23 protein-coding genes are annotated in these 21,915 nt (G+C 70.3%); 12 read left to right on the top strand and 11 right to left on the bottom strand.

Annotated elements, in window-relative coordinates; genetic code table 11:
- Positions 1 to 130: 130 nt before the first annotated feature.
- Positions 131 to 394: a WhiB family transcriptional regulator gene (locus ACFC0D_RS31090; RefSeq protein WP_015033978.1), complete on the bottom strand. Its 264-nt coding sequence runs from the start codon at positions 392 to 394 to the stop codon at positions 131 to 133.
- 656 nt (positions 395 to 1,050) lie between these two features.
- Here ACFC0D_RS31090 and ACFC0D_RS31085 point away from each other — a divergent pair.
- The 3 genes from ACFC0D_RS31085 to ACFC0D_RS31075 all read left to right on the top strand — a co-directional run bounded on the left by ACFC0D_RS31085 (position 1,051) and on the right by ACFC0D_RS31075 (position 3,978).
- Entirely contained in the window at positions 1,051 to 1,587 is a 537-nt protein-coding gene (locus ACFC0D_RS31085; protein ID WP_376443102.1) for a cysteine dioxygenase family protein, read from the top strand.
- A 94-nt stretch (positions 1,588 to 1,681) separates the two neighbouring features.
- Complete coding sequence (gene cofD, locus ACFC0D_RS31080; protein WP_376443099.1) at positions 1,682 to 2,638, top strand: 2-phospho-L-lactate transferase; 957 nt, start codon at positions 1,682 to 1,684, stop codon at positions 2,636 to 2,638.
- Complete coding sequence (locus ACFC0D_RS31075; protein ID WP_376443097.1) at positions 2,635 to 3,978, top strand: coenzyme F420-0:L-glutamate ligase; 1,344 nt, start codon at positions 2,635 to 2,637, stop codon at positions 3,976 to 3,978. The genes cofD and ACFC0D_RS31075 overlap by 4 nt, the downstream gene beginning before the upstream one ends.
- A gap of 69 nt (positions 3,979 to 4,047) precedes the next feature.
- Here the strand turns inward: ACFC0D_RS31075 and ACFC0D_RS31070 are convergent, their stop codons facing one another.
- The 3 genes from ACFC0D_RS31070 to ACFC0D_RS31060 all read right to left on the bottom strand — a co-directional run bounded on the left by ACFC0D_RS31070 (position 4,048) and on the right by ACFC0D_RS31060 (position 7,783).
- On the bottom strand, positions 4,048 to 5,040 hold the full coding sequence (locus ACFC0D_RS31070) for a DNA-3-methyladenine glycosylase family protein (protein ID WP_376443095.1): 993 nt from the start codon (positions 5,038 to 5,040) through the stop codon (positions 4,048 to 4,050).
- Positions 5,041 to 5,145: 105 nt separating this feature from the next.
- Positions 5,146 to 6,228: a sugar phosphate nucleotidyltransferase gene (locus tag ACFC0D_RS31065; RefSeq protein WP_376443092.1), complete on the bottom strand. Its 1,083-nt coding sequence runs from the start codon at positions 6,226 to 6,228 to the stop codon at positions 5,146 to 5,148.
- A 133-nt stretch (positions 6,229 to 6,361) separates the two neighbouring features.
- The gene (locus tag ACFC0D_RS31060) at positions 6,362 to 7,783 is read right to left on the bottom strand and encodes a peptidoglycan recognition protein (protein ID WP_376443089.1); all 1,422 of its coding nucleotides are present in this window, start codon (positions 7,781 to 7,783) and stop codon (positions 6,362 to 6,364) included.
- 137 nt (positions 7,784 to 7,920) lie between these two features.
- On the opposite strand from ACFC0D_RS31060, the gene ACFC0D_RS31055 reads away from it, so the two are divergent.
- The 6 genes from ACFC0D_RS31055 (at position 7,921) to ACFC0D_RS31030 (ending at position 15,331) form a co-directional block, all read left to right on the top strand.
- Entirely contained in the window at positions 7,921 to 8,673 is a 753-nt protein-coding gene (locus ACFC0D_RS31055) for a TIGR03089 family protein (protein WP_376443087.1), read from the top strand.
- A gap of 185 nt (positions 8,674 to 8,858) precedes the next feature.
- Entirely contained in the window at positions 8,859 to 10,100 is a 1,242-nt protein-coding gene (locus ACFC0D_RS31050; protein ID WP_376443084.1) for an LCP family protein, read from the top strand.
- Between the two features lie 249 nt (positions 10,101 to 10,349).
- Positions 10,350 to 12,146, top strand: coding sequence for an LCP family protein (locus ACFC0D_RS31045; protein WP_376443081.1), 1,797 nt, complete (start codon positions 10,350 to 10,352; stop codon positions 12,144 to 12,146).
- Positions 12,147 to 12,197: 51 nt separating this feature from the next.
- Complete coding sequence (locus ACFC0D_RS31040; protein ID WP_376443078.1) at positions 12,198 to 13,943, top strand: LCP family protein; 1,746 nt, start codon at positions 12,198 to 12,200, stop codon at positions 13,941 to 13,943.
- Between the two features lie 304 nt (positions 13,944 to 14,247).
- Positions 14,248 to 14,688, top strand: a complete 441-nt coding sequence (locus tag ACFC0D_RS31035) for a hypothetical protein (RefSeq protein ID WP_376443075.1) — start codon at positions 14,248 to 14,250, stop codon at positions 14,686 to 14,688.
- A gap of 214 nt (positions 14,689 to 14,902) precedes the next feature.
- Positions 14,903 to 15,331, top strand: coding sequence for a hypothetical protein (locus ACFC0D_RS31030; RefSeq protein ID WP_376443073.1), 429 nt, complete (start codon positions 14,903 to 14,905; stop codon positions 15,329 to 15,331).
- Between the two features lie 79 nt (positions 15,332 to 15,410).
- Here the strand turns inward: ACFC0D_RS31030 and ACFC0D_RS31025 are convergent, their stop codons facing one another.
- Entirely contained in the window at positions 15,411 to 16,439 is a 1,029-nt protein-coding gene (locus tag ACFC0D_RS31025) for a glycosyltransferase family 2 protein (protein ID WP_376443070.1), read from the bottom strand.
- Between the two features lie 238 nt (positions 16,440 to 16,677).
- On the opposite strand from ACFC0D_RS31025, the gene ACFC0D_RS31020 reads away from it, so the two are divergent.
- The gene (locus tag ACFC0D_RS31020; RefSeq protein ID WP_376443068.1) at positions 16,678 to 18,051 is read left to right on the top strand and encodes an LCP family protein; all 1,374 of its coding nucleotides are present in this window, start codon (positions 16,678 to 16,680) and stop codon (positions 18,049 to 18,051) included.
- Positions 18,052 to 18,124: 73 nt separating this feature from the next.
- On the opposite strand, the gene ACFC0D_RS31015 is transcribed toward ACFC0D_RS31020, so the two are convergent.
- Positions 18,125 to 18,682 (bottom strand): acyl-CoA thioesterase, encoded by a 558-nt coding sequence (locus ACFC0D_RS31015; protein ID WP_376443065.1) that lies wholly within the window; start codon positions 18,680 to 18,682, stop codon positions 18,125 to 18,127.
- A 118-nt stretch (positions 18,683 to 18,800) separates the two neighbouring features.
- On the opposite strand from ACFC0D_RS31015, the gene ACFC0D_RS31010 reads away from it, so the two are divergent.
- Positions 18,801 to 20,066, top strand: a complete 1,266-nt coding sequence (locus ACFC0D_RS31010) for an LCP family protein (RefSeq protein ID WP_376443062.1) — start codon at positions 18,801 to 18,803, stop codon at positions 20,064 to 20,066.
- An 87-nt stretch (positions 20,067 to 20,153) separates the two neighbouring features.
- Here ACFC0D_RS31010 and ACFC0D_RS31005 read toward each other — a convergent pair whose 3' ends face one another.
- The 4 genes from ACFC0D_RS31005 to ACFC0D_RS30990 form a co-directional block, all read right to left on the bottom strand.
- Complete coding sequence (locus ACFC0D_RS31005; RefSeq protein ID WP_376443059.1) at positions 20,154 to 20,522, bottom strand: hypothetical protein; 369 nt, start codon at positions 20,520 to 20,522, stop codon at positions 20,154 to 20,156.
- 55 nt (positions 20,523 to 20,577) lie between these two features.
- A complete protein-coding gene (locus tag ACFC0D_RS31000) occupies positions 20,578 to 20,802 on the bottom strand; it encodes a hypothetical protein (protein ID WP_376443056.1) in 225 nt (74 codons plus the stop codon).
- Positions 20,803 to 20,895: 93 nt separating this feature from the next.
- Positions 20,896 to 21,069 (bottom strand): hypothetical protein, encoded by a 174-nt coding sequence (locus tag ACFC0D_RS30995; protein WP_376443053.1) that lies wholly within the window; start codon positions 21,067 to 21,069, stop codon positions 20,896 to 20,898.
- Between the two features lie 23 nt (positions 21,070 to 21,092).
- A complete protein-coding gene (locus tag ACFC0D_RS30990) occupies positions 21,093 to 21,377 on the bottom strand; it encodes a hypothetical protein (RefSeq protein WP_376443050.1) in 285 nt (94 codons plus the stop codon).
- Between the two features lie 153 nt (positions 21,378 to 21,530).
- Between ACFC0D_RS30990 and ACFC0D_RS30985 the strand changes: the two genes are divergently transcribed.
- Complete coding sequence (locus ACFC0D_RS30985; protein WP_376443047.1) at positions 21,531 to 21,773, top strand: GntR family transcriptional regulator; 243 nt, start codon at positions 21,531 to 21,533, stop codon at positions 21,771 to 21,773.
- A 46-nt stretch (positions 21,774 to 21,819) separates the two neighbouring features.
- Here ACFC0D_RS30985 and ACFC0D_RS30980 read toward each other — a convergent pair.
- The coding region (locus tag ACFC0D_RS30980; RefSeq protein ID WP_157849844.1) for an acyl-CoA dehydrogenase family protein at positions 21,820 to 21,915 on the bottom strand (96 nt) is incomplete at its 5' end.

Genomic DNA, 21,915 nt, shown 5'->3' with positions numbered 1-21,915 from the left:
CGGACGGGGCCCCACACTAACGGCTGCCAACATGGACGGTCCGCCGCCTGTGGACAGAGCACAGGGGACGGACCGTTCGTTGTGTACAGGTGTGAGCGGTTTGACGCGTGGGCGCGGGTCGGGGCGCCGGTCAGACCGCGGCCTTCTTCAGGCGTCGGCGTTCACGCTCGGACAGGCCGCCCCAGATGCCGAATCGTTCGTCGTTCTGCAGGGCGTATTCGAGGCATTCGGAGCGGACCTCGCAGGCGAGGCAGACCTTCTTGGCCTCGCGGGTCGAGCCGCCCTTCTCGGGGAAGAAGGACTCGGGATCGGTCTGGGCGCACAGTGCGCGCTCCTGCCAGCCGAGTTCCTCGTCCGCGTCCTCGACCAGCAGTTCCTGGAACAACTCGGTCATGTGCGCCCCTCGTCCGTCTTTGCGTCCCCGTGATGTTGCCGTTACCGATTTCGGCCGAACGACACGAGTGAAATTACAAGTTCGTGCTCTGTGCGAGTCAAGCCGGAATCTGCTATTGGGCCCGGTATTCACTCTGCGGAACCAAGGCTATGCGGAAAGTGTTCAAATCACCAAAAACAAGACACATGCCACTGGCCTGTCCGCACCGTTCCCCCTTCACGAAGGGAGACGCCCCAGACATGGATCTTGTTGCGATCCAGCCACGGAAGCGATCCGGATCACAGTCTGATCACGGGATCCCAGCCGCGTTTGCGGGCACGGATGTTGCGCCATGTCTCCCGCTCAGCGACTGAACAAACCTTTCTCCGGGCGCTGTAACCGGATGAGGTGAAACATTACCGCCAAAACGGGCATTGGGTTGACAGTCGGGTGGCTCGCCCGTCACCTTTGATCCCATGCCAGTGACCTCAGCGCCCTCCGCGACCCACGCCCGTGGGTACCGCCGCGCTGTCCAGGCTCGCTGTTGCTGTTGCTGTTCCAGCTGTTGATGCCACAGAGCTCCAGCGTCTTCTTCTCTCTCCTTGCGACACCCTTCCCGGGCTCCGTCCGGGGACCCCCAGCACTGACTTCTGTTTCTGCCGAGGACCACCGCACCCATGAACAGCGACAGCGACCTTCAGATCGCCGGCGACATCCTCGAGGTCCCGCACCTCCTGCAGCCCGCCCGCGAGCACCCCACCACCGTGGCCGAGTTCGCCGGCCTCGCGCGCTCCATCGCCGCCGACCGCGCACAGTGGGCCCCCCACGTCGAGTACGACGCCACCACCCGCTGGTACCACCGGCTGCGCACCGGGCCCGGCTACGAGGTCTGGCTGCTCTCCTGGGTGCCCGGCCAGGGCAGCGGGCTCCACGACCACGGCCGCTCCTCCGGCGTCCTGACCGTCCTCGAAGGGGAGTTGACGGAGCGTACGGACCGGGGCGTACGGACGCTCACGGGAGGCGCGCAGCGCGTCTTCGCGCCGGGGTACGTCCACGAGGTCGTCAACGACTCCCTCGAACCGGCGGTCAGTCTGCACGTCTACTACCCGGGCCTCACCGACATGCCCATGCTCCCCCAGACTTCGTCCGGGGGGACCCCCAGGCCCGTGACGACCCAATGCGCCCCTGCGACCCGCGGTGTCGTCACGGCCTGACAGCCCTCAGAGGATCAGGCCGCGCCTGACAGCCCCTCCCGTCACCCGACCACCACCCCTCAGACGATCAGGCCGCGCCTGACAGACTGTGTGCATGCGCATTGTGGTTCTGGCCGGTGGCATCGGTGGTGCCCGCTTCCTTCGCGGCCTCAAGCAGGCCGCGCCCGACGCGGAGATCACGGTCGTCGGTAACACCGGTGACGACATCCATCTCTTCGGACTGAAGGTCTGCCCGGACCTCGACACGGTGATGTACACCCTCGGCGGTGGCATCAACGAGGAGCAGGGCTGGGGCCGTGAGGACGAGTCCTTCACGGTGAAGGAGGAGCTCGCGGCGTACGGGGTCGGCCCGGAGTGGTTCGGCCTCGGCGACCGGGACTTCGCGACCCACATCGTCCGCACGCAGATGCTGGGCGCCGGATACCCGCTCAGCGCCGTCACCGAGGCGCTGTGCGCCCGCTGGCAGCCGGGCGTGCGTCTGCTCCCGATGTCCGACGACCGCGTCGAGACGCACGTCGCCATCGAGGTGGACGGCGAGTCCAGGGCGGTGCACTTCCAGGAGTACTGGGTGAAGCTGCGGGCGTCCGTGGACGCGCGGGCCGTCGTGGCGGTCGGCGCGGAGGCCGCGAAGCCCGCCCCCGGTGTCCTGGAGGCCATCGCGGAGGCGGACGTCATCCTCTTCCCGCCGTCCAACCCGGTCGTGTCGGTCGGCACGATCCTGGCCGTACCCGGCATCCGCGAGGCGATCGCCGAGGCGGACGTGCCGGTGGTCGGTCTCTCCCCCATCGTCGGCGACGCGCCCGTGCGGGGCATGGCCGACAAGGTCCTCGCGGCGGTGGGCGTCGAGTCCACGGCCTCGGCGGTGGCGAAGCACTACGGCTCGGGGCTGCTCGACGGCTGGCTGGTCGACACCGTCGACGCGGGCACGGTCGAGGACGTCGAGGCGGCGGGCATCCGCTGCCGGGCGGTGCCGCTGATGATGACGGACCTGGACGCGACGGCCGCGATGGCGCGCCAGGCGCTGACGCTGGCGGAAGAGCTCCGCGGATGACGGGACCTCTGCGCGGTGCGGACGGCCCCGCCGTCGGCGCGGAAGGCCCCGCGTACCAGGTGTGGGCGCTGCCCGGGCTGCCCGAGGTGAAGCCCGGGGACGATCTCGCCAAGCTGATCGCGTCCGCCTCCCCCGGTCTCGAGGACGGGGACGTCCTGATCGTCACGTCCAAGATCGTGAGCAAGTCCGAGGGGCGGGTGATCGCCGCCGACGACCGGGAGGAGGCGATCGACGCCGAGACGGTGCGGGTGGTGGCGCGCCGCGGCACGCTGCGGATCGTCGAGAACCGGCAGGGTCTGGTCATGGCCGCGGCCGGGGTCGACGCCTCCAACACCCCTGCCGGAACGGTGCTGTTGCTGCCCGTCGACCCGGACGCCTCGGCCCGCGCCATCCGCGACGGGTTGCGGGACGCGCTCGGCGTCGACGTCGGTGTCGTCGTCACGGACACCTTCGGGCGGCCCTGGCGCAGCGGTCTGACGGACGTGGCCATCGGCGCGGCCGGCGTGCGCGTCCTCGACGACCTGCGCGGCGGCACGGACGCGTACGGCAATCCGCTCAGCGCGACCGTCGTCGCCACCGCCGACGAACTCGCCGCCGCGGGCGACCTGGTGAAGGGCAAGGCGAACGGACTGCCGGTCGCCGTCGTCCGGGGTCTGCCGCACGTGGTGGACGGTTCCGTCGGCGAGGGCGCCCGGGCCCTGGTGCGCGGCGCCGCCGACGACATGTTCCGGCTCGGGACCTCGGAGGCCGTGCGGGAGGCGGTGACCCTGCGGCGTACCGTCCGCGAGTTCACCGACGAGCCGGTGGATCCGGGCGCGGTACGGCGAGCCGTCGCCGCAGCCGTCACGGCTCCGGCGCCGCACCACACCACGCCATGGCGGTTCGTACTCCTGGAATCGCCGGAGTCACGGCTGCGGCTCCTCGACGCGATGCGGGACGCGTGGATCGCGGACCTGCGGCGGGACGGCAAGTCGGAGGAGTCCGTCGCCAAGCGCGTACGACGCGGCGACGTGCTGCGCGACGCCCCGTATCTGGTGGTGCCGTGCCTGGTCATGGACGGCTCGCACCACTACGGCGACCCGCGCAGGGACGCCGCCGAGCGGGAGATGTTCGTGGTCGCGGCGGGTGCGGGCGTGCAGAACTTCCTGGTGGCGCTGGCGGGCGAGCGGCTCGGCTCGGCGTGGGTGTCCTCGACGATGTTCTGCCGTGATGTCGTACGCGACGTCCTCGGGCTGCCGGAGGGCTGGGACCCGATGGGCGCGGTGGCGGTCGGACACGCTGCGGCGCCGCCGAAGGACCGGCCTGCGCGGCAGGCGGGGCAGTTCATCGAGGTGCGGTAGCGGCTCTCGGCGGGCGGGGCTCGGAGCGTCGGTTCCGAGCCCCGCTCCCGCTCCGGGAGGTGCGTGCGCTCAGAGCGCCGCGATGTTTCCGGGGGTCATCCGGGGCGCGCGGCGCGGCGGGACGCGGCCGCTGAGGAGGATCAGACGGGCCGCGCGGTGGCGCTGGCCCGCGTAGGGGGCGAGCAGTTCGAGCATGGCCGCGTCGTCGGTCGTGCGGTCGCCCGCGAGGGCGTAGCCGACGATGCCGGGCAGGTGGAGGTCGCCGACGGTGACCGCGTCCGGGGCGCCGTTGCTGCGCTGGATCGTCTCGGTGGAGGTCCAGGGGCCGATCCCGGGGATCAACTCCAGTCGCTGCTGGGCCTGTTCGGGCTCCATCCCGGCCGCCTCCTCCATACGCCGGGCGACGCGCGCGGCGCGCAGGATCGTCGAGGCGCGCTTGTCGTCGACGCCCGCGCGGTGCCACTCCCAGGACGGGATCCGGGCCCAGGTGGGGGCGTCGGGCATGACGTGCATCCCGTCCGGCGCGGGGCCGGGGGCGGGCTCGCCGTACTTCCGTACGAGCAGACGCCACGCGCGGTAGGCCTCGTCGGTCGTGACCTTCTGCTCCAGGATCGACGGGATCAGCGACTCCATGACCAGGCCCGTGCGCGTCAGGCGCAGGCCGGGCCGGCGGCGGTGGGTGGCCGCGAGGAGACGGTGACGGGGAACGAAGGCTGCGGGGTCGTCCTCGGCGCCGAGGAGCCGGGGCAGGCCGTCCATGAGCCACTCGCCGCCCGGGCCCCAGGCCTCGGCCTCGACGACTCCCGAGCGGATGGCGACCCGGAGCGTGCCGGGGCCCGCGGGGGTGCGGCTGGCCCGCCAGACGGAGCCGTCGGGGGTCGTACGGAAGGTGGGGTCGGCCGGGCCGCGCCGGAGGGGGCCGAGGGTGAGGCCCAGGTCGACGGCGTCCGAGGCGGGGGCCTCCGGGGAGGGCGCCTCGGGGGCGGGGCCGGGGATGGGGACGTGACCGCCGCGCACGGTGGTGCGGGTCGTGGGGGTGCGGGGTGGGAAGCGGCCGGCCATGTGTATGAGCGTAGCCCCGGCGCACCTCGGGTGAACGCTCCCCGGAACCGGCAGCGCCCCCGTGGTCACCGGACACACGGGGGCACGCCCACAACAGGCGCGTTGCTACTGGTCGGACGAGAAGCGGACCGAGCCTGCCGGGAGGACCGCGTTGCACCAGATGCGGATGCCTTCGCGGAGTTCGTTGTCCGGGCCCACGTGGGCGCCGTCACCGATGACCGCGCCCGTGAGGACCGTGCGCGCGCCGATCCTCGCTCCCGCGCCGATCAGGGAGTCCGTGATCACCGCGCCCGGTTCGACCACCGCGTCCGCGTGGACCGTCGAGCCGGTGATCCGGGCGCCGGCGCCGACCACCGCGCCGTTGCCGACCACGGTGCCGCCCGTGAGCTTGGCGTCCGGTGCGACACGGGCCGTCGGCAGGACCAGGCGGTCGCCGCAGCGGCCCGGCACCGCAGGGGACGGGGCGCGGCCCAGGACGAGGTCGGCGGAGCCGCGGACGAAGGCCTGCGGGGTGCCGAGGTCGAGCCAGTACGTGGAGTCGACCAGGCCCTGGAGATGCGCGCCGGAGGCGAGCAGCTCGGGGAAGGTCTCCCGCTCGACCGAGACGGGACGGCCCGCCGGAATCGTGTCGATGACGGAGCGGCGGAAGACGTAGGCCCCCGCGTTGATCTGGTCGGTGACGATCTCCTCCGGAGTCTGCGGCTTCTCCAGGAAGGCCGTGACGCGGCCGGTCGGGTCCGTCGGGACCAGGCCGAACGCCCGCGGGTCGTCGACCCGGGTGAGGTGCAGGGAGACGTCCGCACCCGAGTCGGCGTGCGTGGCGACCAGGGCCCGGATGTCCAGGCCCGTCAGGATGTCGCCGTTGAAGACGAGGACCGGGTCGTCGGCACCCGAGTGGAGCCGCGAGGCGACGTTGCGGATCGCGCCGCCCGTCCCGAGCGGCTCCTCCTCCGTGACGTACTCCAGGCTGAGCCCCAGCGCCGAGCCGTCCCCGAAGTGCGGCTCGAAGACCTCGGCCAGGTACGACGTGGCGAGCACCACATGCTCGACGCCCGCCGCCTTGGCCCGTGCCAGCTGGTGCGTCAGGAAGGGAACGCCGGCCGCCGGAACCATCGGCTTCGGCGTGTTGACCGTCAGGGGCCGCAACCGCGTGCCCTTGCCACCGACCAGGAGGATCGCTTCTGTCACCTGTCGTCTCTGCTTCCTGTCCGGGTCCGGTCTCGTCGCACGCCCACTCGTCGGCTCGTCCGCTTTTCGGCTTGTCCGCTCGTCCGTGCGATATGACCGGTCAGTTTATGCAGACGCTCCGGCGGTGCCCCCATCACGGCCGTCCCTGGTACTTCGCCGACGTGGTCCTCGCGGTGCCGAGCTTCCCGTAGAGGCGCGCTCCCGGGCAGGCCGTGGCGTAGCCGTCACGGTGTCCCGCGATGGTGTTGAAGGTGACCTTCTTGCCCTTCTTGTACTTTCCGCCGGCCGAGACCAGCGTCGTCTTCCCCTTCGGATTCACCCCGTGCAGCCCCAGCTTCCACGCCGTCAGCTTCGCGACGGCGTTGACCACGGCTGCCGGCGGGGTCGTCGAACTGTAGGTGCCGAGGACGGCGATGCCCATGCTGTTGGTGTTGAAACCGAGCGTGTGCGCGCCGTGGACCGGCTTGGCCACGCCTCCGGCGCGCCCTTCGTAGATGTTTCCGCACTTGTCGACGGCGAAGTTGTAGCCGAAGTCACGCCAGCCGCTGCTCTGGGTGTGGTAGCGGTAGATACCGCGGAGAACGGAGGGCGCCTGCTTGCAGGTGTAGTTGTTGCCGGTCGCGCTGTGATGGACGAAGGCCGCCTTGACCGCCTTGGTGTAGACGAACCCTCCCTTGCGCAGCTTCTCGTTCGCCCCCCAGCCCTTCCGCGTGATGATCTTCGGGCGGGGTCCGATGTACGGCTTCGCGGCGGCGGCGGGGGCAGCGGCGGCCGGGATCGCGGGCGTACCGACCGGGGCGAGGTGGGCGTTGACGGAGGTGGCGGCCGCCTCCTCGACGGTCGGCCCGCGGTACGCGGTACGCGCCGCGTGCGCCACGCGCGTCCGGGGGCCCGGGTCGGCGGCGGGCTCCGGGCCCGGGTCGACCAGCTCGATGCGGAGCCCGGCGGGGAGGGGTTCGGCCTCGGCCGCGAACTCCTCGTGCCGCTCCGGCTCCACTCGGACCTCGACGCCGTCCGAGTCGCCGACCCAGAGCGGGGCGGTGGATCCACGGATCGCGCCCGAGGCGGCCTCGACGGTGTCGGGGTCGGCCCCGTGGTCGTCGTTGTGGATCTCGACGTCCTGCCACTCCGACCAGTCCGCGCTTCCGGTGGTCCGGGTACGGACCTGGACGGTGCCGTGCAGGTGCGCCTGGGCGTCGTCCCAGACGACTCCCACCAGGGAGAAGGGTCTGACGTCCCGTCGGGCCAGGCCTTGCGCCGCCCCCGCGGTGGCGGGGCCGATGGCCCGGCGGCCGTTCCCGAGCGGCGCGAGCCGCAGGGACTGGGTGGATCCGGCGACGTCCGCCTCCGAGGCGGCGGCCGGCGCCGCTTCCCGCTCTGCGGGGTCCACGACGGGTGGCGCCGCCGGAGCGGCGGGTTCGACGACGGTCGGCACCGCCGTCGGCATGGTGGGCGCACCCGGCTGCAGCGCCGCCGCAGGGGTCGCGAGGGACAACGGAAGGGCGATTGCCGCCGCGCATGTCACGGCGATCGAGGAGACAAGGTTGGCACGCATGAAGTGATCGTCCGCAGCCCCGGGCCGTTCCGCACGGTGGGATTCCACCCGGAAACTGACGGGCCATCGGGCCGACCGGAGGACGGTGTCACCGGTACGGCGGCTTCCCGCAGACCTCCCCGCGTACCCTTGCCCGCGTGAACGCCAGCGACCGCACCCCCGCCGACCTGCTGCGATCCGCGCTCGCCGCGGACCCCGCCCGCCCCTTGGTCACCTTCTACGACGACGCCACCGGTGAGCGCGTCGAATTGTCCGTCGCCACCTTCGCCAATTGGGTGGCCAAGACCGCCAACCTGCTCCAGGGCGAGCTCTCCGCCTCCCCCGGCGACCGGCTCGCGCTGCTGCTTCCCGCTCACTGGCAGACCGCCGTCTGGCTGCTGGCGTGCTCGTCCGTCGGCGTGACCGCCGAGCTCGGCGGGGACCCGGCGGACGCCGACTACGTCGTCGCGGGGCCCGACACCCTCGATGCCGGGATGGCCTGCTCGGGAGACCGGATCGCGCTCTCCCTCGCCCCGCTGGGCCGCCGCTTCCCGGCCCCGCCCGCCGGTTACGCGGACTACGCGGTGGAGGTGCCGAGCCAGGGTGACCGATTCGCCCCCTTCGTTCCGGTCGACGCGGACGCGGCCGCGCTGCTGGTCGGCGGTGCGGAACTGACAGGCGCCCAGCTCGTGGAGCGGGCCCGCGCGGACGCCGAGGCCCTCGGCCTCGCACCCGGCGCGCGGCTGCTCTCCGGCCGTACCTACGACGGCTGGGACGGGCTCTCCGCCGGGCTGTACGCGCCGCTGGCGGCAGGAGCCTCGGTCGTGCTCTGCCGGAACCTGGACCAACTGGCGCCCGAGGCGCTCGAGAAGCGGGTCGAGAGCGAGCGGGTCACGGCGACCGCGGTCTGACCGCCCGCCGAGGATCCACCCGTATGGCGCACCGACCCGCCGAGTCCCCGGGTCTGCGCCTCAACTCCGGTACATGATCGGCGGGTACGCACCCTCCCCGGCACAACCAAGCGTCAGGTTCGGCCGTCTATCTCAGCGACCGGCGGCCCGGCGCGCCGCCGACGCCATGAAGGATGGACTCAGACGTGACGGACAGTGCCGGCACGCCCGCCGAACCGGACCCCCCGGCCGGGGAGGAGACGCCCCGCGCCACCGGAGAGGCCGGCGCGGAGGGCTGGGCGGGTGCCGCCGAGGGCGACGCCCCGCGCAAGCGGCACTGGCTGCGCTGGACCGCGCTCGGGTGTTCGTTCGTCGTCCTCGCCGCGGCGGGTGCCGGCTGGTGGTTCTACCGCAAGCTCGACAACAACATCACCACCGACACCACGGCCGCCGCCGAACTGCGCGCGTACGAGAAGGAGCGCCCGAGCGCCGTCGCCTCGTCCGCGCGGAACATCCTGCTGATCGGCTCCGACACCCGGACCGGCACCGGCAACTCCCAGTACGGGCGGGACAAGGGAACCCAGCGCTCGGACACGACGATCCTGCTGCATCTGGCGGCGGGGAAGGAGAGCGCGACGGCGGTCTCCATCCCGCGCGATCTGATGGTGGAGATGCCTACGTGTCGCACACCGGACGGAACGCGCACACGTGAACAATTCGCCCAGTTCAACTCGGCCTTCGAGATCGGCGGCACGGCCTGCACGATCCGTACCGTCGAGCGGCTGACCGGGATCCGGATCGATCACCACATGGTGATCGACTTCCGCGGCTTCAAGAAGATGGTCGACGCCGTGGACGGGGTGGAGGTCTGCCTCAGGGAGCCGATCGACGACTCCGACGCCAAGCTGAAGCTGCCGGCCGGGCGCCAGACGCTCCACGGCGAGCAGGCGCTGGGCTTCGTGCGGGCCCGCAAGTCGCTGGGCAACGGAAGCGACACGGAACGCATGGATCGCCAGCAGCAGTTCCTGGGCGCCCTGGTCAACAAGGTGCAGAGCAACGGCGTCCTGCTGAATCCGACCCGCCTGTACCCGGTCCTGGACGCGGCGACGAAGTCCATCACGACCGACCCGGGGCTCGACTCGCTCCGCGATCTGTACGACCTCGCGCGCTCGATGCGGGCGATCCCCACGGAGAAGGTGCAGTTCCTCACGGTGCCGCGGCGGCCGTACGCGCAGAACGCGAACCGGGACGAACTCGTACAACCCGAGGCAAGTCAACTCTTCAAGCGGCTCCGCGAGGACAGGCCCGTGACCGTGACGCCCTCGGCGTCGGAGAGCGCCGGCGAGGACAGGGACGGCAATGGGAAGCCGGACGACGCGGGCTCGCCGAGCCCGGTGCCGACGCCGACGTTCTCGGGACGCAGCGCGGCGGAAGGAGCCTGCCCCTAGAAGAGGTCTGAGGGCGGGTGAGTAAAAGGGAGTCCAAGGGGAGGGCAGGGATGGATGAGGTTTGAGCAAATTGCCCAGTTGTAAGGGGCGTGGAATTTGTCACGGACGTCGCTCCGCGCTGAACTGGGCGGATAGTGTGACGCGATCCAGTGCTCTCGACCGCGTGGTCGCGCACTCATACGGATCGAACGACCGAGCGCCCGACGGGGTAGGCGCCTCGCGTGGCACCGACGGAGGATTCAAGTAACCGTGGACGCGCACAGCCGTGGACAGGCGGACGAGATCGACCCCGCCGACCAGTGGGTACTCAACCCGCAAACGGGCAACTACGAACTGCGACTGAACCACTCCGCTGGGCAATCGACACAGCAGTCCCGCCCCCGCGGTGCCACCACTCCGGGCCCGAGAACCGGTGAGGGGTCACGGGCCGCCGAGCGTTCGCGAACCGGCGAGACCTCCCGGACCGGCGAGCGTTCGCGTACCTCGACCGAGGCGCCCGTTCCCGGCCAGCGCCGCCGCCGTGCCCCCGAGGGCCCCGCGGGCGGGCAGCCGTCGGCCGGTCGCCGCAAGCGCAAGCCGCAGAAGTCCCGCAAGAAGAAGGTCCTGCTCTGGACCGGCGGGACGATGGCCGTCGTGCTCGTGGCCGGTGCGGCGGGCGCGTACGCGCTCTACAACAAGTTCAACGGCAACCTCAACACCATCGACGTCGGTGACGCCGCCTCGGGCGGCGAGACGATGGAGGGGCCGCTGAACATCCTGATCATCGGCAACGACGTCCGCACCGGCGAGGGCAACACGACCTACGGGAACAAGGACAACGTCACCGGCCACGCCGACACGACGTTCCTCTTCCACGTCTCCGAGGACCGCACCAACGCGACGGCGATCAGCATCCCCCGCGACCTCAAGACCGAGATCCCGGACTGCCCGACGAAGCAGCCCGACGGTTCGACCAAGGTCATCCCCGGCTCCGGCACGAAGACGAGGTTCAACGAGTCGTTCGGTGTGAACGGCCGGGACCCCGGCTGCACGATGCGCACCGTCAAGGCGCTGACGGGCGGCATCGAGATCAACCACTTCATGATGGTGGACTTCAACGCCGTCAAGACGCTGTCGGCCGCGGTCGGCGGCGTGAAGGTCTGCCTGACCAAGCCGATCCACGACAAGGACTACTCCAAGCTCAGCCTCCCGGCGGGGGAGCACAAGGTCCAGGGCGAACAGGCGCTCGCGTTCCTCCGCAACCGCCACGGTCTCGGCAACGAGAGCGACCTGGACCGGATCAAGATGCAGCAGCAGTTCCTCGCATCCATGATCCGGCAGCTGAAGGAAGAGACGCTCGACAGTCCGACGAAGCTGTACTCGGTGGCGGACGCGGCGACCAAGGCACTGACGGTGGACCAGGGAATAGGTACGGCCATCAAGCTGACCACCCTGGCCAAGGAGCTCGGGAAGGTCGACCTCAAGAACATCAGTTTCATGACCGTTCCGGTGCGCGACAACCCTGATGAGCCGCCGACCAAGCGGGCGACCGTCGTCCTCAACCCGGAGCTGGCCCCGCAGATCTTCGACATGGTGCGGAACGACGTCTCCTTCACCGAGGTGAAGAAGAAGGAGAAGGACGCCAAGGACGCCAAGGCCCAGGCCGAGGCGAAGCTGCTCCAGGGAACGCGCGCCAAGGCCGCCGAGGTGCGCGTCGACGTCTACAACGGCAGCAACATCCAGTTCGCGGCGCAGTACACCATCAACTGGCTGCAGAACGAGCAGGGTGTGTCGCGTTCCACGAACAAGGCCAACGCGCCCGAGAAGGCGGCGAAGACCACGCTCACGTACGCACCGAACCAGGCCGATCAGGCCCGCAAGCTCGCGGACATGATGGGCCTGCCCGCCACGGCGCTCAAGCCAGGCACCACGGACGCCGGGGAGCGCGAGCCCATGACGCTCGTCCTCGGTTCCGACTTCAAGGGCGCGGGGGTGCCCATCACCGGTCCGGTAAAGGCGCCGGACGTGGGTCAGGTCGAAGCAGACAAGAAGGTGTGCGCCCAGTGACCCGGAAACGCCGGGTCACGGCACACGCCTGATCAACGAGGGGGACCAGGGGTGGGACAGAGCAGCGTGCGTAAGGAGGGGACGCGTGGACGCGTTCCGCACGCCCGCGATTTGGGCTGGGACGAGAGTCTCTACGGTGACGGGGGCGAGGGTGCCGGGGAGGGCACCCGCGCCTCCGGCGGCGGTGCGGGCGACGGCGGTGACAACGGCTCCGGTGGGAGCGGTGGCGGCGAAGGTCGCACGAGTCACCGGCGCAAGGGTCCGCGCAGGCGTGCCAAGAAGAGCGGGAAACGCAAGATATTCCGCTGGGTCGCCGCGACCCTGTCGCTCCTGATACTCGGGACGGCCGGCGCCGGATACCTGTACTACCAGCACCTCAACAGCAACATCCGCAGCGGCGGCCGCGCGGGCGGCGAGAGCGGCGTCAAGAAGGCAACGCCGAACGCGCTCGGTGACACTCCGCTCAACATCCTGCTGATCGGCTCGGACAGCCGGGCCGCCGACGGCAACGTCGCCCTCGGCGGCGGCAAGGACCTTCGGGACAACCCGCCCCTGGCGGACGTGCAGATGCTGCTGCACGTCTCGGCGGACCGGAAGAACGCCTCCATCGTGTCCATCCCCCGCGACACGGTCGTCCGGGTCCCGAAGTGCAAGGGGGACGACGGCAAGACGTACGAGGCCGTGGCCGAGAAACCCATCAACGAGACGCTGATGCGCGGCGGTCCGGGCTGCACCCTCACCACCTGGGAGAGCCTGACCGGCGTCTACATCGACCACTGGATCATGGTCGACTTCTCGGGCGTGGTGTCGATCGCCGACGCGGTCGGCGGTGTCCCGGTCTGTGTGCAGTCCGGTGTCAGCGACCACCCGACCCGGGCGCAGCCCGGCGGCTCGGGCTTGAAGCTGCCCAGGGGAACCACGGAGGTCCAGGGCAAGCAGGCGCTCCAGTGGCTGCGCACCCGCCACGCCTTCGGCAGCGACCAGAACCGCGCCAAGGCCCAGCGCATGTACATGAACGGGGTGGTCGAGAAGCTCCAGAAGCAGAACGCCTGGACCGACACCGGCCGCCTCATGAGCCTGGCGGAGACCGCCACCAAGGCGCTGCAGGTCTCCCAGGAGCTCGACACCGTCAAGTCGCTCTTCGACCTCAGCATGCAGCTCAAGAACGTGAAGCTGGACCGCCTCACCACGGCGAACATTCCGACGAAGGCCTGGTCCAAGGACGACAACAAGAACGAGCTGGTCCAGAGCTCGGCCGACAAGATGTTCCAGATGCTCCGCGACGACGTCGCCTTCGACAAGAACGGAAATCCGGCCGACGCCAAGGCCAAGCCGAAGGCGACCGCCACGCCGAAGGCCACCGCCCAGGCTCCCGGCACGCTCGCCGTGACGGTCGTCAACGGCACCAGTGGCAACGGGCAGGCGCCCGCCGAGGGCCGGGCCGGCAAGGTGACCGAGCTGCTGAAGGGCAAGGGCTTCACGCTGGCCGACGCGTCGAAGGAGGCCGCCAGCCGCAAGGACACCGTGGTCACCTACCCGAAGGCCTCCGCCGACCAGGGCAAGGCGGACGCCCAGTCCGTCGCCACGGCGCTGGGTCTGCCGGCGTCGGCGGTCCGGGCCGACGCGAAGGCGGAGGGCATCACGCTCGTCGTCGGCTCCGACTGGCGCGAGGGCTCCACCTATGAGAAGCCGGCCGTCGAGGAGGGCGAGATGCCCGATGGTGCCGAGGTCGTACGCGGCAACGAAAAGGGTTGCATGTACATCTTCGACCCCTACAAGTGGGACGGCAAGAGCTAACACCCCTGCCGAACATCAGTGATGGCCGGACCCCGAAGGGTCCGGCCATCACTTTTCCCTCAAACCTCTTCGTGATCGACATCACCACGCCAAATCGATCATGCGCCTGTCAGGTTCACGTCCCGCTCGAAACAATGGACCGTCAACAACCCCTCACAGCAAGCGTGTTGCTGATGCACGCGCGGGGGCCTTCGGCAGCGGAGCCGACAGCACCGGCGAGATCGCCGCAGTGAGGGCCTTCGCGGACAGCGCGGCTCGGACGACCGAAACGCAGCCGCGCTCTCCCTCGACCAGGAGCAGACCCATGAAGAAGCACAAGATCACCCGCTCGCTCGCGACCGCGACCCTGCTGCTCGGCGTCGGCGTCGTCGCGCCCATCGCCACGGCCGGCCCCGCGGCCGCCGGTGGTTACGGCTGTAACGGCACCCTGATCGACACCCTGCCGCACTATGCCTACACCGTCGAGGGCGGTGGGCGCGTCGCGACGACGTACATCTACTGGGACGGCACCTACAACTGCGTCGTGAACGTGAAGCAGGGCTCCACCTACGGCGTGTCCACCCGCATGGAGCTCTCGATCGGCACGTCCACCGAACTCCAGGGCGACCCGGGGCACTTCAAGTACTACGCCGGCCCCGTGAAGATCTACGCCAAGGGCAAGTGCATCAAGACCGAGGCGACCGGATGGGGCACGAACGGCCACGAGCTCTACCAGGACTCGACCGGCTGGATGCACTGCAGCTGAGTACGCCCGCCGAGGCCGACCGCGCGACAGCCGGCCGGCCTCGGCCGGGAGCCGGCCCCGGGGACGCCCTCGGGCACAGCTCTCAACTCTCCCTCATCCACCGGCAGTTGAATGACCAGATGTGACGCTCGCCACCTGCTTGATCATTTACTTCGATCGATCATTGGCTATAGCTTCAGCTGGCTTTGTCTGCGCGTTCACTTGGAGCTCACCCATGAACCTCGGCAAGAAGGTCGCGTCGACTCTCGGCGCCCTCGGCGCGATAGCCGGCCTCTCGCTCGTCAACGCCCCGGCCGCCGCCGCCAGCACCCCCTCGGGCTGCGCCAACGTCTCCCAGGTCGGCACGACCCGGGTCATCCAGGTCGGCGGAGTCGACGCCGCGTCCGTCAAGCAGTACTACGGCTGTGGCTACAACTACGCCTACATCTACGTGTGGCAGCAGTACCGGAACACCCACTCGAACTGGGACCTGTACGTCCACATCGTCAATCACTCGGACTCCGGCACCGACTACGGCGACGCGGAGCTCAACAACACCACGCGCTCCGAGCTCTGGGGCCCGGCCGCCAACACCGCGGCCTTCTGCACGCACGCCACGGGCTACCTGAACTCGACCGGCGGTTCGACCTCCAAGGTCTGCTGACGGCGCCACGGCATGCATCACACGCTTGGAGCCCCGACGGGATACGTCGGGGCTCCAAGCCGTGTCGTGAGTCCGGTGGTCAGACCTCCGCGGTCTTCACCGCCGGGCGGCGGCTCGCGATGACCTTGCGCGCCAGCGCGCGCGGGCTGGTCAGGAAGCCGTAGCCCCAGGACATGTGCATCGTCGCGAGGGCCACCGGGATCTGGAGACGGGCCTTCAGCGGGAGGCCCTTGCCCGCCGGGACCGAGCCCGCGGTGATCGCGGCGAGATAGCCGGCCGGGATCACGAAGCCGACCGGGGTGAGCGCCACGCCCACGACCAGGCCGGCCGCGATCGCGCAGACGGCGGTCGGCGGGGCGAGGTAGCGGAGGTTGATGGAGCCCTGGTGGTAGCGGGCCACGACATGGCGCCACCGGCCGTAGTCCTTGTACTGCTTCGCCAGTGCGCGGACGCTCGGGCGGGGCCGGTACTGGACCCGCAGCTCGGGCGAGAACCAGATCAGACCGCCCGCCTCGCGGATACGGAAGTTCAGCTCCCAGTCCTGGGCGCGGATGAACTCCACGTTGTAGCCGTCCTGCCGCTCCAGGGCCTCGCGGCGGAAGACACCCAGATAGACGGTCTCGGCCGGGCCCGCCTGGCCGCCGGTGTGGAAGGCCGCGTTGCCGACGCCGATCTTCGAGGTCATCGCGGCGGCGACCGCGTGCTCCCAGTCGTTCTCGCCCTCGGCGTGCATGATGCCGCCGACGTTCTGCGCGCCGGTCTCCTCCAGGAGGCGGACCGCGGTCGCGATGTAGTTGGGCGACAGCATCCCGTGGCCGTCGACGCGTACCACGATCGGGTGACGGGATGCCTTGATCGCCGCATTGAGGGCGGCGGGCGTCCGGCCCGTGGGGTTCGGCACGGTGTGGACCCGGGGGTCCTCCCGTACGAGTTCGGCGGCGATCTCGTCCGTACGGTCCGTGGAAGGGCCGAGCGCGATCACCACCTCCATCTCGCCGTCGTACTCCTGCTCGAGGATGTGACGGACCGAGTTGCGCAGATGCCGCTCCTCGTTGAGGACCGGCATGATCACGGAGACGGGGGGCAGGGCGGCGGGCATGGCGTTCATATTGCCCGCCACGTTACCGCGAACGGGGGACACGAAGCGCGTCACGGGGACGGGTGCGCGAGGTCACTGATCGTATGGGCCTACCGTGCTCACGGTCCCCTCGTCCCACCCGCGGAGGTGTCCCCCGGTGCCCACACCGCCCCGCACGCCCCGTCCCCGGCCGGCCGCCCGTTCCGTACCGGCCCGCCGTGTCAGACGGGTACGACGGGTACGACGGGTCCGGCGGCCACGGTGGGGGATGCGGATCGCGACGACGCTCTCCGTCCTCGTGCTCGGCGCGGGCGGCATCGGCCATGCGATGGTGACCGGTCTGGACACCGGGATCACCCGGGTCGATCCCTTCAGGGACATGAAGAACCGGCCCCAGGCCGGGCACGGCATGAACGTGCTGGTCGTGGGCACGGACGGGCGGGACAGGATCACCGAGGAGGAGCGGAGGGAGTACCGCCTCGGCGGCAAGCCCTGTCGCTGCACCGACACCGTGATGCTCGTCCACATCTCCGAGGACCGGGAGCGGGCGAGCGTGGTGAGTCTGCCCCGTGACTCATACGCCGAGATGCCCGAGCACATCGACGAGACCACAGGCCGGCGCCACCAGGCGCATCCGGTGAAGCTGAACGCCGCGTACGCCGAGGGCGGGCCCGGGCTGACGGTGCGGACCGTCGAGAGGATGACGGGCGTCAAGATCGACCACTATCTGGAGGTCGACTTCACCAGCTTCATGAAGACGGTGGACGCGGTCGGCGGGGTGAAGATCTGCACGGCGCGGCCGCTGAAGGACTCGTACACCGGGCTCGACCTGCCGGCCGGACCGCATGAGATGACCGGCGGGCAGGCGCTGCAGTACGTACGTGCCCGCCATGTCGACGGGGCGGCCGACATCAGCCGCATGCAGCGCCAGCAGCGGTTCCTGGCGGCGCTGGTCGACCGGATGACCAGCGGCGGGGTGCTGCTCAACCCGGTGCGCTTCCGCGAGGTCGCCACCACGATGCTGAACTCGGTGCGGGCGGACGGCGGATTCGGTACGGAGCAGGTTCTGGCCCTCGCCAAGGCGATGCGGGGCTTCACCCCGGCGTCCTCGGAGTTCGTCTCGGTGCCGATCGGGGACGTGAGCTTCCGGGTGAAGGGCATCGGCTCGACGGTGAAGTGGGACGCGCCCAAGGCGCAGAAGCTGTTCCAGGCCCTGCGCGACGACCGGCCCCTCGCCGCGCACAAGGCGGTGGCGAAGGACGGACCGAAGGCGACCGTGGTGGATGTGGCGCCGAAGACGATCCGGGTGCAGGTCTACAACGCGACGGGGACGGCCGGTGTGGGGCGGAAGGCCGATGACGCGCTGCGGGCCACGGGCTTCAACACGACGCGGGCACCGCGGACCGGGGGCGGCGCCCCTCGCCCGCGCACGGTGGTGGAGTACGACCCGCGCTGGGACCGCTCGGCGAAGTCCCTGGCGGCGGCGCTGCCGGGGGTGGAGCTGAAGGCGGTGAAGGGGCGCGGCGCGACGCTGCGGGTCTTCGTGGGCGCGAACTACAAGGGGGTCACGCCGGTACGGCCGGAGGAACCGACGAAGGGGCCGTTCGTGGCGGTGAAGGGGGACGAGGTGGTGTGCCCGTAGCGCCGTCGTGGTGCGGGGGCCACGGAGCGGACGCGCCCGCCGCGACGCCGTTCCGTGCCGCCCGCCCCGGGCGTCAGTCCTCGTAGCCCTCCGCCGCGCGGCGCTCCCGCAGATCCATGATCGCGCGGCGGCGGGCCAGTCGGTGGGTGCGGCGGATCTGGGCCTCCTGGTAACGGCGCTTGTCCCGCTCGGTCTCCGGGAACACCGGCGGGACCGGGCGCGGCTTGCCGTCACCGTCGACCGCCGCGAAGACCAGATAGGCCGAGCCGACCTGCTGGGCGGGGGTGGACTCGTTCCAGCGCTCGGCCATGACGCGGACGCCGACCTCCATCGAGGAGCGGCCGGTCCAGTTGACCTGGGCCTTCACATGGAGCAGGTCCCCGACCCGTACCGGCTCCAGGAACGCCATCTCGTCCATGGAGGCGGTCACGGCCGGACCGCCCGAGTGCCGCCCCGCGACGGCGCCCGCCGCGTCGTCCACCAGCTTCATGATCACGCCGCCGTGCACCGTACCCAGGAGGTTCGTGTCGTGGCTGGTCATGATGTGGCTGAGCGTGGTGCGGGACGCGGAGGTGGGCTTGCCCGGAATGTCGCCCTGCGGGCGGTCCGTGCGCTGGGCCTGATCTGTCATGCCCTCCACCTTATGCCGGGTCCCGGGCTCGTCCTCATTGCATCAGCTTGGCAACAGCGCCGCCCCGATTCCCCACCCACCCTGTCGGCGCTCGGGAGGCGGCCTGCAGACTGTCCGCATGAATGACTGGCCCGATGACGGCGGATACGGCCGCGGCAGCTCGAGCTCTCAGCCCGAGGGAGCCCGCCGCATGCGCCATGTGCAGCGCCCGCAGGTGCCCCAGCAGCCGCCGCAGTACGACCCCGGCTACGGCCAGGGTCAGCCGCGGCAGGGCTCCGGGTACGACAGCGGCTACAACACCGGGCAGGTCTACGGGCAGCGGAACTACGGCGGCGGGCAGCAGCCCCCCGTCATTCCGCCGCAGCCGGGCCAGGGATATCCCGGTTCGCCCGGCCGTCCGGCACCGGACTGGCGCCGCCGCGTCAAGGTCGGCTCGATCGTCCTGGTCGTCGCCGTGCTGGCCTGGGGCATCGGCACGTACGCCTGGGCCAGCAGCCAGATGCGCAACGAGGTCGACCTGGGCAAGGTCATCGAGCGGCCGGCCGAGGGCGACTGCACGACGTATCTGATCGTCGGCTCCGACAGCCGTGAGGGCATGTCGGCCGAGGAGAAGAAGAAGCTGCACACCGGCTCCGCGCAGGGCAAGCGGACCGACTCGATGATGATCCTCGCCGCCTGTTCCAGCGGGAACACGATGGTCTCGCTGCCCCGTGACTCGTGGGTGACGATCCCCTCGTTCGTGGGCTCGGAGTCCGGGAAGAAGTTCGGGGCCCGTGGCGGCTCCAAGCTGAACGCGGCGTACGCCATGGACGGCCCGGAGCTCCTGGTCCGCACGGTCGAGTTCAACACCGGACTGCGCATCGACCACTACGCGGAGATCGGCTTCGCCGGCTTCGCGAACATCGTGGACGCGCTCGGCGGTGTCGACCTGAACATCGAGAAGGGCTTCAAGGACGACAAGTCCGGCGCCGACTTCAAGGCGGGCGAGCAGACCCTCAACGGCGAGCAGGCCCTCGCGTTCGTCCGTACCCGGTACGCCTTCGCCGAGTCGGACCTGGCGCGGACGAAGAACCAGCAGAAGTTCCTGTCCGCCCTGGCCAACCAGGCGGCGACGCCGGGCACGATCCTCAACCCGTTCAAGCTGTACCCGACGCTGGGCGCCGGCCTTGACACGCTGATCGTCGACAAGGACATGTCGCTGTACGACCTCGGCAAGATGTTCTTCGCGATGAAGGGCATCAGCGGCGGCGACGGCAAGTCGATGAACATCCCGATCTCGGGCAGCGCGCCGCAGGGTTCGCTGAAGTGGGACATGCCGAAGGTGAAGCAGCTGGTGTCGCAGATCCAGAACGACGAGCCGGTGACGGTGACGTCGAACCGCTGACGTACGCACGGAAGAATGGGGCACCCCGTGACGGGGTGCCCCTTCTTTTTGATTCCGGTTCCCGGAGTTACGGGAGGTTGCGGGCCATCAGCTCGCGAACGGGTTGACGTGACCCGGCAGCTGCTGGCCGGGGCGCAGGAACCGCTGCCGTCCGTGCTCGTCCCGTACGGCGGCGAACCCTGCGGCCGTCAGTCGCTCGGTGATCCTCTGACGCCGCACGTCACCGATCTTGAAGGCGGCGAGCAGGAATCCTGCCAGCAGTGCGCCGCCGATCAGAGCGCCGAGGTAGAGCCCGCTGATCAGCAGCGTCAGCACCACGACGCCGGTCATGCCCCAGGCGATCCCCTTCTGCTTGCTGCCCGCGGGCCGGGCCATGACGTCGAAACCGATGCGGTCCTTGAGGTGCGCGACCGCCTGCTCGGTCTCGGGGATCGGCTTCAGCGTGCCGGGCCGCATGCCCGGGACGGGGCCGCCCCTGCCGGCCTTGGGAAAGGCGGCAATGGTGGCCGCTTCACGCGCGCGTGCCTCGGGGCGGGGGTCGCGGTACATGTGGACGATCAGGGTCTGCTGGTTGTGTCCCGTACGCCCAGGACTCGGCGTACTCGAATCCGTACTGCTCGACGACGGCGGCCCGCACCGCGAGCCTCTTGGCGCTGCCCATCTCGTCCCGCAGCTCGACGAAGTCCTGGGTGGCGATCTGCCGCAGCAGACCCTGCACCGTGGAATCGACACTCATGACTGTCCCGCCCTTGTCCTCGCGATATGGCGCGGGGAGTGTAACCAAGGGGCGAAGCCGCCCCGGAGGATGCCCTCCAGTCCACAAGGTCGGTCACTCGGTGCCGTATAGGAGCCCGCCCTCCAGCAGGTCGAGCGCGTCCGGCGGCTTCGGGACGTGCGGCGCGCACTGCGAGCAGGCGTAGACGTTGAACCCGGGGCCCGAGCCCGCGTGCACCTCCGAGACGACGACGGGGTCCGTGGTGAGACGTTCGCAGCGGACACACATGCGCGCGGGGCGCCGCGCGGCCGTCACGCCGCACCGACGAGGTGCGTGTCGAGATCGATCCCGAAGTCAGCGGCGAGTACGAGCGCCAGGCGGCGGCTCCGCTGCTCATGCGCCCGCAGGTACGGGCGTACCAGCGCCGTCTCCCTACCGTCGAGGGGGACATCGAGCCCGTACGGCGAACGCGGGGCGGGGAGTTGGGGCGCCGGGCGCAGGGGTGCGTCCGCACATGGGCGGTACGTACCGGTGCTGGGCGGCGGCGCGAAGAGGAGCCTCGTCCAGCGAACGAGGGCGCGGATAGGGTGGGCCATGTCGGTCTCCTGAGTGGATCGACCACGCCCCGGGACGGTTGCCGCCGTCGCCGGGGCCTTTGCGTGATTGCAGCGTAAGGGAGGTGTACTACCCCCGTCTACCCCTGGGGGTGGCTATGGTGGGACCGAGGTAGCTTCCTAGGGTCGTGGACCATGAGCATTGACCGGGAAGGACCCATTCCGCCGTACAGACAGATCGCGACGATCCTGCGTGCGCGCATCGAGGACGGCAGCATCGCGCCCGGCCGCCGCATCCCGAGTCTGGTCGCGCTGGAGGCGGAGTTCGGCGTGGCACGCGACACACTCCGCAAAGCGGTGCAGGTCCTCAAGGACGAGGGGCTCGTGCATACCGTCACCGGCATGGGCGTCTACGTCGTCGACAAGGTCCCGGAGTAGCAGAACGGCCCCCGGCGTCGCGCCAGGGGCCGTTTCCGTGTGCGTACTACGGGAGGTTGCGGGCCATGACGATGCGCTGGACCTGGTTGGTGCCTTCGTAGATCTGGGTGATCTTGGCGTCGCGCATCATGCGCTCGACGGG

The sequence above is a fragment of the Streptomyces sp. NPDC056222 genome (assembly GCF_042264065.1).
GTDB lineage: Bacteria > Actinomycetota > Actinomycetes > Streptomycetales > Streptomycetaceae > Streptomyces.
Note: the sequence above shows the minus strand (reverse complement) of the source record. Positions and strands in the feature narration are given on the sequence as shown.